Raw genomic sequence first — 12236 nt, 5'->3', positions numbered from 1 at the left:
AAATGAGACTTTATTAAGGTTGAATTTGAATCGAACCTTGTTTGTCACTGTCCCAATAATCAAATAACTGTTCAGCGAATTTTTTAACATCTTCTTGATTAATCGTTTTATTCGAATTTGCTATCGCATTAAAACGTGCTATCGCAAATGCCTGCTGTTTGGCTTTAGCATTTGCAATATTTTCTTCATAACGTTTTGAGAACTCAGCAATATATTCATTTTCATCTAAAACGTGATCTTTGTTGAGATCTGTCAAATCAAATTGCTTCTCACGTTCCATCAAATATTGAGCATAAGTCAAATAGTCACGTCCATTGGCATATTGTTCAATATAGTCTTGGATCGTATTTGGAGTAGGCATGCCGATAGGTGACTTCAACTTGCTACCTTCGTGAGTCACTTGTTCCTTTTGGTCGAGTTTTAAATCGTCTTGATTTAATAAACCATCTTGATTTTTATCCAGCGTATTGAAGTTTTTAGTTCCGATATTTTGGTACTCATTTAATGTGATTTTTTGATCTTTATTTGCATCAATAATAGAAAAACGTACATGCGCTTGTTTCATCGACATTTCACGATGTTTGGCAATCATTGCATCGAGTTTATCTTGTTCGTACTTGATAAACTGCGCTTGATTGACATTTTTCTTTTGTTTGAATAATGCAATATATTGAGCCGAATACTTTTCTACAAACTCATTTTTAGAGACTTGTTTTGCATCCGGATGAGAATACTCTTGTATAAAGCGCGTTTTCATTGCTACTGCTGATTCATCCACTCCTGTAGAAAACTGCAGGGGTATTTGCTCAGCAAATGTCGTTGTTGCAACGCTTGAAATAAGCAATGCAAGTAAATGTTTTTTCATGATGATTTCCTTTTTCAATACTAGCTTTCAAAATTGATCTTTATAAAAAGATCAATATTTGAATTCGATGCTGGCAAAAACATTGCGCCCTGGTTGTGTTGCGCGATCAATTAAATTGTCTGAAGTGAGTGTGCTAACGGTTGAGTATTCCCAATACTTTTTGTCAAAGACGTTATTTAGCCCAAGATTGATTTTTGTAAATTTATTGACATTCCAATATGCATTTAGGTCCATCGTTGCATAGCCAGGAACTGTGTGATAACTATCGCCTGAGCTTTGAATGCTTGAATCTTTACTGGCTTGTTTGCTGCCTACAGCTGTAGTAATGGCAGATAAGCCGTAACGTTTTGCAGGATCATCATATGAAAAACTTAGGCTAGCTTTTTCAGGTTGCACTGAATTTACACCGCCTTTTTCACCAGTTTTACTTTTTGATGTGCCCTTACTTTTTCCTGCTGCAAGTGCCACACTAAATCCATCTGCCTTTTGGAAAAACTCACCCAAATCAATTGAGGTTTCGAGTTCTGCTCCCCAGATGTCAACATTTGCGAGGTTTTGTAATTGATAAGTAAACATCGCATCACCCTCTAAAGGCTGATCTAACTGTTTATAATCAATAAAGTTTTTATACTTTGTGTAAAAAGCAGCAAGATTGAACTTAATGCCTGAAATAGGTTGGCTTTTTAAACCGATCTCAAAGGCATTGCTCGTTTCTTTTTTTAGATTTGTATTACCAATCACTGAATATCCACGACCAGTATCGTAGCTTCCTGCCATTTCACTTGCAGTGGGGATTCGCGCACCAAAGTTATATTTAAAATAACTTAAATATTGTGGTGCTATCTGATACGAAATCGCTAAATTTGGTGCAATATAATCATTATTTTTTGCTTGAATTTGATTTTGTTTTTCAGTCGAATTTAGAGTTTGCTCTGCATTTTTAGGTTTAAATGACTGATACTCATAACGTACACCAGGTGTGACTTTTAGCTCACGATCAAACAGATCAAATGACATTTCATCATTGATATAAGCTGCATATTTATCTGTTTCAGATGCCAACATAAAATTAGTTTGAGTCGCTACACCTGTATTGAGATTAGTCGAAACCCATGGTCTTTCATCTTGAGAGTTTAAATAAGACAATCCATAACGAATCAAGTGATTATTCACTTTCTTTAAAGCATCTGTATTAAAGCCATATACTTCATTTTTTAAATTATTTTGAATTTGACGAGGATAGGTCAGATAGTACGTATCGAGTAAATTGTCATTGGTTGATTTTTGATAAAAAATTTGACTATTTAATTGATCAAATAAAGTCAAATCAGCTTTATAGACATGATCTAAAGAGAAACGTTGACGTTCAGTGGTTTCACTTTGATTACCACCTTTAGGATAGGTTCGGGTTCCACCTAAAGTTTCTGAGTCAATAAAACTATCTTTATCACGTTTATAGTAATCAAAAGTGAATCCTAATTGATGTTGATCTGTAGGATTCCATAATAAACGTGTCAAAATCGCATCTGATGACCAATCTACAGGGTTTTCTTTACGTGTACCTTCTGATTTTGTTTCATGCCCATCACGATGTGCATAAGAAACCAAACCTTTAAGAACATGGTTTCCAGCGGCAGCGGTAACACTATTGAGCCATGCTTCATTTGCTGAATCATAAGCAGCTTTATACGATGCAAAGATTGGATTATTGGCATTCACATAATCTTCTGGTGACTTGGTTTTAAACGAAACTCGTCCGCCAATCCCATCTGTTTTTACGCTACTTGTACCAGAAATAATATCAATTTGATTAAACATTTCTGGATCAATATAGTCACGTCCAACACCATAACTATTTGCACGATTTGATGCTGGTTCTGGCGCAGTGCCGGCTAGATCGATACCATCGACATCTAGTCCAACACGGTTGCCATCAACACCACGGATATTGTATCCACTTGTTCCTGCGCTATCCCACGAACTTCCACCCCCACTAACCGCTTTAGGTGCACTAACCAATGGCAAATATTTGACGATGCTCGCCATATCATTTGCGCCCTGTTGGTCTAATTGATCACGTGAAATAATCGTTTGCGATTGTGCTGCTTGATCTTCAGAAACGGCCTCTACTTTTATGGTTTTTAACATGACTTTTGTCATTTCACTTTCAGCATTGCTATTCGCTAATGCAGCAGAATCTTCAGCATGTACAGATACTGCACCGAACATGAGACTTGCCACACAGGCATAAAGACATGAATATTTCAAACAAGTAGTGGTTTTAGATGATGTATAGTCTCGATCTAAGTGTGAAGATATAAATACTGAGCCCATAATTTTGATCTCAAAAGCAAACGATAATCATTTACAATGTGGGGTTTAAAAAATTGCTCTATCGAAGAGCGTGGAAGATAAGGTAATCTTTACAAAACATGTAAATGATAATAATTATTGTTAAGATTTACCATATGTATTTTTCTAATTGTTTTTTATTTCATCATTTATGTAATTCTTACAATATAAAATTTCGTATTTTATTGCATGAAATTCAATACTGAGATGCTTGAATCACCTGCATTTGCGAAGATTTGTACAAAATATAGTGTTGTTTTCATTTTCCCTAGATTTTCTTTATAAAATAAATAAGAAATCTCTCGAATTTGCTACCTTTTGGGGCAATATTTCGGTATTTTAATACGATGAAATATTGTATTTGCATTTTATAGACCGCGATATGCACAAGGAAAACTGTATTTCGTAATACTGTGTCTGAACGTCAATAAAATCTGATCTGCTTATGATCAATACATCTATTTCGAAGCCAAAAGCAAAATGCTCATTTTATTTTAGAATAGGACTGAAACCATGTTTCAACATGTAGATCCTTATGCGGGAGATCCGATTCTTTCTCTCATGGAAGAATTTAATAAGGACGCACGGACTCAAAAGGTCAATCTTAGTATTGGTCTTTATTACACTGAAGACACAATCGTGCCACAACTTGAAGCGGTAAAAGCTGCTTATAAAAATATTGCACCGACCAATGATAAGGTAAAATCGTATTTACCTATGGATGGTTTAAAGTCTTATGATGAAGCAACGCAACAGCTTGTTTTAGGCAAAGATAGCCCAGCACGCAAAGAAGGTCGTGCTGTAACGATTCAAACTTTAGGCGGTTCAGGCGCGCTTAAAGTGGGTGCTGATTTCTTAAAAAAATATTTCCCAGAGTCAGATGTTTGGGTAAGCCAACCGACTTGGGAAAATCATATTGCGATTTTTAATGGCGCAGGCATCAAATCACATTTCTATCCATATTTCGATGCAGAAACCAATGGTGTAGATGTTCAAGCAATGCTTGATGAATTGAAGAAACTTCCAGCGAAAAGTATCGTACTTTTGCACCCATGTTGTCATAACCCGACTGGGGCTGACTTATCGCCTGCTGAATGGGATCAAGTCATCGAAGTACTTAAAGCACAAGATCTTATTCCATTTTTAGACATTGCTTATCAAGGTTTTGGTCAAGGTCTAGATGAAGATGCTTATGCAATCCGTGCACTTGATCAAGCTGGTTTAAATTTTATTGTCAGTAATTCATTCTCAAAAATCTTCTCACTTTATGGTGAGCGTGTTGGCGGTTTGACTTTTGTTTGTGATGACCAAGAAGCTGCCAAAAATGTATTAGGACAATTGAAAGCGACCGTTCGTCGTATCTACTCTAGCCCGCCAACGACTGGTGCGCTTTTGGTAGACAATGTTTTAAATAATGCTGAATTGACTGCAACTTGGGAAGCTGAACTCAAAGAAATGCGTGAACGTATTGCTAAAATGCGTGACATACTATTTGCTCAGCTTTCAAAAGCCATGCCTGAACGTGATTTTAGCTATTTAGTGAAGCAACAAGGTATGTTTAGTTATACTGGCTTATCTGCTGAACAAGTTGATATTTTGAAAGACAAATATGCGATTTATTTGGTTCGTAGTGGCCGTATGTGTGTAGCTGGTTTAAACCTTCATAATATTGATTATGTTGCAACTTCTGTCGCAGAAGTGATTAAAGCTACTGAAGCAGCGACTGCATAAGTCTTGCTATATCATTAAAGAACGGGCGTCATGCCCGTTTTTTATTTCTTATGATAAGATTCATATTGATGATCAATCTGTAATGTCTTTTTCTGGATATTGAGATAGTGAATGTCTTGACTGAGCGTTTCTACAAAAGCAAAACTCCAATAGGCATTACTTTTCGCCAAAGCTGTGAAAAAATCATTTGCATATTTTTGATTGGGTGTTGAGGATAAATCATATTTTGATTCACCGATAAATATTGGATATTTCCCCTGATTACAAAGCTGAACTTGTTCAATTTTTATGTGAAATTTCTTAAAAACCCCTAAACTTGGATGTGTCCAATGCTCAAGGTCTAATATTCGGCAGTCATGTGCAAAATTTTGGTAGAGCTGTGTCTGTTTGAATTGATCCGTATAGATCGCATTATCATTATTTTTTTGGTTTGGAACTTGATTCGCCCATAGCGTCGTACTTAATAAATACACGTTTAAAATGCCGAGCATACGCATTATTTTCATTTTTAAATTCCTTAAAAAATAAGAAGCTATCGAAATAGCCCCTTATTTTTAAACTTAAGCTTTTAAAAAAATCATCAATGATTATTCTTCAAAATGAATCACTGTGCGAATTGATTTTCCTTCGTGCATCAAATCAAATGCATCATTGATTTGATCCAAGCCCATGGTATGCGTTACAAATGGTTCAAGTTGAATATCACCTTTCATTGCATCTTCAACCATACCCGGAAGTTGAGTACGACCTTTAACGCCACCAAAAGCAGTTCCTTTCCATGAACGACCTGTCACCAATTGGAATGGACGAGTTGAAATCTCTTGACCCGCGCCCGCTACACCAATAATCACAGATTGTCCCCATCCACGATGTGCAGACTCTAATGCGGAACGCATAACATTGACATTTCCGATACATTCAAAAGAATGATCAACACCCCAACCCGTCATTTCAACAATAACTTGTTGGATAGGCTGATCATAATCTTTAGGATTTAGGAAATCTGTTGCGCCAAATTCTTCGGCTAATTTGAATTTTTCAGGATTGGTATCGACGACAATGATACGACCTGCTTTGGCTTGTCTTGCACCTTGTACGACTGCAAGACCAATTCCGCCTAAACCAAAGACTGCAACACTATCGCCTTCCTGAACTTTTGCAGTGTTATGTACTGCTCCAATCCCTGTAGTTACGCCACAGCCGAGTAAGCAAACATGTTCATGATTGGCTTCAGGATTGATTTTTGCCAAAGAAACTTCTGCAACGACGGTATATTCACTAAAGGTTGAACAGCCCATATAATGATAAATGGGTTCACCATTATAAGAAAAACGTGTCGTACCATCTGGCATCACACCTTTACCTTGCGTTGCTCGTACTGCAACACAAAGATTGGTTTTTCCTGATTTACAAAATAAACATTCGCCACATTCTGCTGTATAAAGCGGAATAACATGATCACCTGGTTTGACTGAAGTCACCCCTTCGCCAACCTGTACCACTACCCCTGCACCTTCATGGCCCAACACGGCTGGAAATACGCCTTCAGGATCATCACCTGATAATGTAAATGCGTCTGTATGGCATACACCTGTATGACTGATTTTTACCAATACTTCACCTTTTTGCGGTGGAGCGACATCAATTTCAACAATTTCCAAAGGTTTACCCGGAGCAAATGCGACGGCTGCACGTGATTTCATAAAAATTTTCCCTAATTGATGTACTTTTACAGATGGACTACAGTAACCTTTTTTTTATTACGGATTCAACTATTAACTTGATGATATGATCGAAATATGAGGATATAAATAAGATGAAATATCAACAAAAGTTTATTACTTCGATCATATTACTTTTGATTGTCACGACATTCACAGGATGTAATTTATCTATGAATCAATCAAAACAAGACCAGCCAATTACAGTTCATGCTGAGCATTGGATCAATGAAGCCGATGCAAATGAAAAAATACAACAAGGGCTAACTGCTTACTTGGCGATGAGTGAGGCATTTCAAAGCATCGCAGCGCGTGTGCATTTGATACGTGAAGCAAAATATACCCTTGATTTACAATATTATATTTGGGCAGATGATTTTATTGGTAATTTGATGTTAAGCGAATTACTTAAAGCTGCAGATCGTGGGGTAAAAGTACGGTTACTCGTCGATGATCAGAATGGTACAAAAATTGATAAACAGCTTAAAGCATTGATTTCTCATCCCAATATTCAAATTAAATTTTATAATCCATACAAATTTCGAAAATTTCGTGTTTATGACTATATTTTTAGACTTAAACAAATCAATCATCGTATGCATAATAAATTAATTATCGCTGATGGTGCAATCGCTGTTACTGGAGGGCGAAATATTAGTAGTGAATATTTTGATGCGAGTGAATCTTTTCAATTTACTGATATGGATGTTCTATTTTTTGGTACAGCAGTTTTACATGCAAATGATGTATTTTTAGAGTTTTGGAATAGCGAGTTAAGCTACCCTGTTCAACAATTTTTAGGTGAGCCTAAATCAGATCAATTAAATAAGTTACGCGTCGAATTTAATAAGTTAAAGAGAAAGGATGTTCAAACAGATAACAAAGTAAATCAAGAATTACAAGAACTTGAAAATGAATTGCATATTAGCCATATCAATTGGGCTAAAGCACATTTCCTTGCAGATTCACCTAAAAAGACCTTAGGTAAAGCTTCTGAAAATGACCTAATTTATAATCAAATTATCCATAAATTAGGTCAGCCTAAAGAAGAAATGGATTTGATTTCAGCATACTTTGTACCGACAAAAGAAGGAACTGAATATCTCACTAGTGTTGCAAATAATAATGTGAAAGTTCGAGTGTTAACCAATTCATTTGTGGCAAATGACGTTGCCTTAGTTCATGCTTTTTATCAAAAATATCGAGTGGACTTGTTAAAAAATGGCGTTAAACTTTACGAGTTTAAACCGTATATAGAACGTAAGCATCGTACTTGGTATGAAGTCGTTACTGGAAATGTCATTCCTAAAAAAGGAAAAAACAAATCAAGCTTACATGCTAAATTTTTAGATGTGGACAATAAAGTTTTTATTGGATCTTTCAACCTAGATCCAAGGTCATTTCATCTCAATACTGAAGTTGGTTTGGCTATAGAATCAGATCAGTTACAAGAACAAGTTTCAAAATTGTTAGACCAAACATTACATAAAGTCGCCTATGAATTAAAACTAAATCAAAATGGTGAATTAATTTGGCTTGAATATCAGCCAGATGGAAAAATAATAGAATATCAAACAGATCCGCAAAGTACCCGTTTTCAAAGATTTGTAATGAAAACGGTTTCATACTTACCACTTGAATGGATGATGTAAATATTTAAGTAATATACAAATCACTTAGGGTTGTACTTTAAATAAGCACAACCCTTTTATTTCTAAAGCAGTTTCAATCTGTGAAAACCCAGTATCTTTGAAGTTTTGATAATGTTCATCTTTACTCATAAATAGTTGATTATTAAAGTGAGGATTCAAATGATTATTTTCATAAATCAAATGATCACAAACAAAATAAGTTGAATCATCATGCAATAATTGACGCACCTGTTGATGAAATTTGTGTGCATAAGATTTGTGTCGAAGCTCATGTAGAGCCTGATGAATGATGACTACATCAAATTTTGCAAATTGTTGATGCCAATCCTCTGTTTTAAAATCTTTTAAAATATAAGTTGCTCGACTTAACTCATTATCTAATAATGTATTTTTCGAAAAAATATGCATAGACTCAGAAAAATCCAAAGCAACATAATGAACTCTAGGACAGGTTTGTAAAATCGCTTTAGCGAGGAAACCAGGACCTGAGCCAATTTCTAAAACTTGGATATTTGGATACTGTACTGGATTTAAATTGTTTATATAATTCACATAATAATTAAAAAAATCATAACGCCATGGACGCTTGATATTTGCTTCATTTGCCCAAACCATCGCATCAGTAGGATCTTGTAAATTTATAGGGCTTGGTACTTCAACTATTTTCATGAATTTTCATCTTCATTTTAAGGACTATACTGAGTAAATTGTCTGCCCAATTGTACTTTTACCAAATGACAATTTGATTATTTTAATAGAAATATCAATTAATATTATTCATAAATCTTAATACATTTCAAATATTTTGCGCTTTACATCTATGTGAAGATCACTTTGCTTTTAGTTGCTCAATTGCCTGTGTCAAAACGTCCCAGACTTTTTTATCTTGGCACTGAGCAACATTGAATCTCATAAATTGATGAGCAGTTTTTGATTGGCTAAATGCATTTCCCGGTGCTAAGATAATTCCTTCTTTTATACACTGCTTGGATAAAGCGGATGCATCGATGTGATCTGGCAATTTACACCATAAAAATAAACCAGATTTGGGAATGGTCCACGGAATAATAGATAAACTTTCAAGTTTTTTAATCGTATCATTTCTTAGAAAATTTAAACGCTTTTTCATCCAATCTAGATGTTTGAGATAAGTCGGATCCATCAAGACGTGAAATACGATTTCTGAATTGAGTTGATTGTTGGTGAAATTTGTAGCGATTTTTAAGTCAATCAATTGATCAATATTGCTTTGATTTGTGATGATATAACCAATACGAAATGACGAAGAAATCGTCTTAGAAAAACTGCCAATTTGTATAACATTTTCAATACCTGACAAAGCAGCATATCGTGGTGCAGCATGTTCTTCAAAATCAGCAAAAATATCATCTTCTATGATTGTTATCTCATTTTGCTCACAGAGCTGTGCGATTTTAAAGGCTGTATGCAGTGATAAAGTTGCCCCGGTGGGGTTGTGTATCGCAGAATTGGTAAGATAAAACTTTGGTTTATAGTGCAAAGCTTGCTCGAACTTATCGATATCGGGTCCATTTTCTGTAAACGGAATTGCGATCGTTTGCAACTTATGCGCTTTGATGAGTGCTTGAAAATTAAAATAACAAGGATCATCAATGATGATCACGTCCCCAGCACTTAATGATTGTCTAAAGATTAAATCGATCGCTTGAGTTGCAGAATCAACCAATAAAACATTTGTACTATTCACATAAATTTCGAATGATTCTTTACGTTTCGCAATCAACTGACGAAGTGCTTTATGTCCTTGTGGGGTTGCATAATCAGTCAAAACTAGATGTTCTAATTTTGCAATCTGTTTCAAACTTTTCCGTATTGATTGTTCTGGTAACCAATCTGATGGTAACCAACCACAACCGGGTTTTAATACACCGATTTGATTTTCTAGCGATTGTCTCGATATCCAGAGTGGGTCAACTTCACGATCATAGATAAAAACTTGATCAAGTTCAGGCATGAAGGTTTGGGCATTTTGCTTTACCACAAAATATCCTGAACCTGTCCTAGACTCTATGAGATTTTCAGCTTGTAAACGAGCATAAGCTTCAACGATCGTCGACACTGAAAATCCTAACTGTTTTGCCATTAATCGTACTGAGGACAGGCGTGTACCCTCTGTTAATTTTTTTTGATCAATTTGCTGTTTTATTAAGTTAAAAACTTGATCTATTTTAGTAAATTTGCTCATAAATCGCTCTTTTATATAAACTGTATTGGTATACAGACCATAACAGTTATTTTAAATTGTACTGTATTGTTCATAGCAAACCTAGCGTTAAAAGCGATAAATTTATTGCAATTCTTGTTGGGAAAACCTTATGAATAAAACAAATTTGGGTTTGATTTATGGCTGTATCGGTGTCGTCATTTTTGCAGGTTCTATGCCTGCAACACGTATTGCGATTAATGGTTTTAGTCCAGAATATTTAACGATTTTAAGAGCGACAATTGCAGGATTAATCGCATTATTTTGCTTAATTGTATTTTGTCGAAGCACGCCAAACAAACAACAATTTAAATCACTCATTATCGTTGCTTTAGGTGTTGTGATTGGATTTCCATTATTTACAGCCTTGGCTTTACAAACGATTAGTGCAGCAAGATCTGTTGTCTTTATTGGAATATTACCGTTATCTACGGCTATTTTTGCAGTAATAAGAGCACATGAAAAACCCAAAATTCGGTTTTGGCTATTTGCCTTATTGGGCTGTTTCTTTGTGGTGTTTTTTATGCTCAATCAAGCCGAAAGCACAAGTTTAAATATCGGTGATCTATACATGCTATGTGCGATCGTTGCATGTGGATTTGGATATGCAGAAGGCGGAAAACTCTCTAAAGATTTAGCAGGATGGCAAGTGATCTCTTGGGCATTGGTTATTACCTTACCTTTTATGCTTATCTTGTCACGGGTGTATCTGCCAGCTAATTTTGATCATGTGAATTCTCCTGAAATATTGGCTCTATTATATGTATCGTTATTTAGCATGCTCATCGGATTCTTTTTTTGGTACAAAGGACTCGCTTTGGGTGGGATCGCAAAAATAGGTCAAGTGCAATTGATACAACCTATTTTAGGACTCATACTCTGCGCATTTCTTTTACATGAATATGTCAGCTATCAAATGATGATCATTTCAATCGCTGTGATTTTCTGTGTTGCATTTTCAAAAAAATATGCGTAAATATCTAAATTCATATGCTCTAAAGTTGTATGATTTTAGAGCATAACTATATGAATATTCATTTAAATTAAACCAATTTCTTCAAAGAAATTTTTATAAAATTCTGCCTTCTTTTCAAGTGCGAGCGGATAGGCTCTTGATGATGAAGGCATCCTAAACAGTCTAAGCTCTCTGTGATGATAATATGCTTTTGAAGACTCTCCAATTTGCGGTTTCATGGTATCACTCGGCATTGACAGCATCAGTGTGTCGGTGGCTTTATCACCTGTAGTCATGATGTTTGTACATAAAGGCATTTGATCTAGCAATAATGTTAAATCAGTTGCAACTTCGATTTTTAGAAACTTATCAGAGGCATTTGCTTTTAAGCGGGTAACTTTATACGCCGTATCAAAAATCGCAATGCCCTTTTCATTCAAGAAATCTTTAATCTCTTTTTCACGAAATAGTTTATGTTCTAAATCAATAAAATGATCTTTGTTTTGATAAAAAATAAGCCCAAAGATACGCCACATGTCATTTTGAAAATTGGGATAATAAAAGTCCATTTTCCAGCGTGTTTGCGGTGGAGGAAAACTGCCAAGCATGAGTAATTTTGCATTGGATGGCAAAAATGGTTTAAGTGGATGGGTTTCTATGGTTAAGTCTGTCATTGAATAAAACCAATCAAGATTAAGCTTGGACATTGGAGTGTCAT

Annotated in this window: 10 protein-coding genes; 3 read left to right on the top strand and 7 right to left on the bottom strand. The window is 35.3% G+C overall.

Annotated elements, in window-relative coordinates:
• Window positions 1-13 precede the first annotated feature (13 nt).
• Together F960_RS12100 and F960_RS12095 are read right to left on the bottom strand one after the other, a co-directional pair.
• Window positions 14-865, bottom strand: coding sequence for a hypothetical protein (locus F960_RS12100; RefSeq protein WP_004865520.1), 852 nt, complete (start codon window positions 863-865; stop codon window positions 14-16).
• 51 nt (window positions 866-916) lie between these two features.
• The gene (locus F960_RS12095; protein WP_004865518.1) at window positions 917-3199 is read right to left on the bottom strand and encodes a TonB-dependent hemoglobin/transferrin/lactoferrin family receptor; all 2283 of its coding nucleotides are present in this window, start codon (window positions 3197-3199) and stop codon (window positions 917-919) included.
• A gap of 531 nt (window positions 3200-3730) precedes the next feature.
• On the opposite strand from F960_RS12095, the gene F960_RS12090 reads away from it, so the two are divergent.
• Window positions 3731-4948 carry an amino acid aminotransferase gene (locus tag F960_RS12090; protein WP_004865515.1) on the top strand — a complete coding sequence of 406 codons (1218 nt, stop codon included), beginning with the start codon at window positions 3731-3733 and terminating at the stop codon, window positions 4946-4948.
• A 41-nt stretch (window positions 4949-4989) separates the two neighbouring features.
• Here the strand turns inward: F960_RS12090 and F960_RS21560 are convergent, their stop codons facing one another.
• Together F960_RS21560 and F960_RS12080 are read right to left on the bottom strand one after the other, a co-directional pair.
• Window positions 4990-5454 carry a hypothetical protein gene (locus tag F960_RS21560; RefSeq protein WP_004865514.1) on the bottom strand — a complete coding sequence of 155 codons (465 nt, stop codon included), beginning with the start codon at window positions 5452-5454 and terminating at the stop codon, window positions 4990-4992.
• An 81-nt stretch (window positions 5455-5535) separates the two neighbouring features.
• Complete coding sequence (locus F960_RS12080) at window positions 5536-6651, bottom strand: S-(hydroxymethyl)glutathione dehydrogenase/class III alcohol dehydrogenase (RefSeq protein WP_004865512.1); 1116 nt, start codon at window positions 6649-6651, stop codon at window positions 5536-5538.
• A 191-nt stretch (window positions 6652-6842) separates the two neighbouring features.
• Between F960_RS12080 and F960_RS12075 the strand changes: the two genes are divergently transcribed.
• The gene (locus F960_RS12075) at window positions 6843-8321 is read left to right on the top strand and encodes a phospholipase D-like domain-containing protein (RefSeq protein WP_035373158.1); all 1479 of its coding nucleotides are present in this window, start codon (window positions 6843-6845) and stop codon (window positions 8319-8321) included.
• A gap of 24 nt (window positions 8322-8345) precedes the next feature.
• On the opposite strand, the gene F960_RS12070 is transcribed toward F960_RS12075, so the two are convergent.
• Both F960_RS12070 and F960_RS12065 read right to left on the bottom strand, forming a co-directional pair.
• Window positions 8346-8990 (bottom strand): class I SAM-dependent methyltransferase, encoded by a 645-nt coding sequence (locus tag F960_RS12070; protein ID WP_004865507.1) that lies wholly within the window; start codon window positions 8988-8990, stop codon window positions 8346-8348.
• Between the two features lie 160 nt (window positions 8991-9150).
• Entirely contained in the window at window positions 9151-10545 is a 1395-nt protein-coding gene (locus F960_RS12065; RefSeq protein WP_004865506.1) for an aminotransferase-like domain-containing protein, read from the bottom strand.
• A 130-nt stretch (window positions 10546-10675) separates the two neighbouring features.
• Here F960_RS12065 and F960_RS12060 point away from each other — a divergent pair, with 130 nt between their 5' ends.
• Window positions 10676-11539: a DMT family transporter gene (locus F960_RS12060; RefSeq protein ID WP_004865505.1), complete on the top strand. Its 864-nt coding sequence runs from the start codon at window positions 10676-10678 to the stop codon at window positions 11537-11539.
• A 62-nt stretch (window positions 11540-11601) separates the two neighbouring features.
• Here the strand turns inward: F960_RS12060 and F960_RS12055 are convergent, their stop codons facing one another.
• Window positions 11602-12192 (bottom strand): uracil-DNA glycosylase family protein, encoded by a 591-nt coding sequence (locus F960_RS12055; RefSeq protein WP_035373156.1) that lies wholly within the window; start codon window positions 12190-12192, stop codon window positions 11602-11604.
• Between the last annotated feature and the right edge of the window lie 44 nt (window positions 12193-12236).

It is taken from the genome of Acinetobacter gerneri DSM 14967 = CIP 107464 = MTCC 9824, assembly GCF_000368565.1.
Lineage (GTDB): Bacteria > Pseudomonadota > Gammaproteobacteria > Pseudomonadales > Moraxellaceae > Acinetobacter > Acinetobacter gerneri.
This window is presented reverse-complemented; position numbering and strand designations above follow the sequence as displayed.

Coding starts and splice junctions, on each gene's coding strand:
- F960_RS12100 (WP_004865520.1), bottom strand. CDS start 865: ATGAAAAAACATTTACTTGCATTGCTTATTTCAAGCGTTGCAACAACG.
- F960_RS12095 (WP_004865518.1), bottom strand. CDS start 3,199: ATGGGCTCAGTATTTATATCTTCACACTTAGATCGAGACTATACATCA.
- F960_RS12090 (WP_004865515.1), top strand. CDS start 3,731: ATGTTTCAACATGTAGATCCTTATGCGGGAGATCCGATTCTTTCTCTC.
- F960_RS21560 (WP_004865514.1), bottom strand. CDS start 5,454: ATGAAAATAATGCGTATGCTCGGCATTTTAAACGTGTATTTATTAAGT.
- F960_RS12080 (WP_004865512.1), bottom strand. CDS start 6,651: ATGAAATCACGTGCAGCCGTCGCATTTGCTCCGGGTAAACCTTTGGAA.
- F960_RS12075 (WP_035373158.1), top strand. CDS start 6,843: ATGAATCAATCAAAACAAGACCAGCCAATTACAGTTCATGCTGAGCAT.
- F960_RS12070 (WP_004865507.1), bottom strand. CDS start 8,990: ATGAAAATAGTTGAAGTACCAAGCCCTATAAATTTACAAGATCCTACT.
- F960_RS12065 (WP_004865506.1), bottom strand. CDS start 10,545: ATGAGCAAATTTACTAAAATAGATCAAGTTTTTAACTTAATAAAACAG.
- F960_RS12060 (WP_004865505.1), top strand. CDS start 10,676: ATGAATAAAACAAATTTGGGTTTGATTTATGGCTGTATCGGTGTCGTC.
- F960_RS12055 (WP_035373156.1), bottom strand. CDS start 12,192: ATGACAGACTTAACCATAGAAACCCATCCACTTAAACCATTTTTGCCA.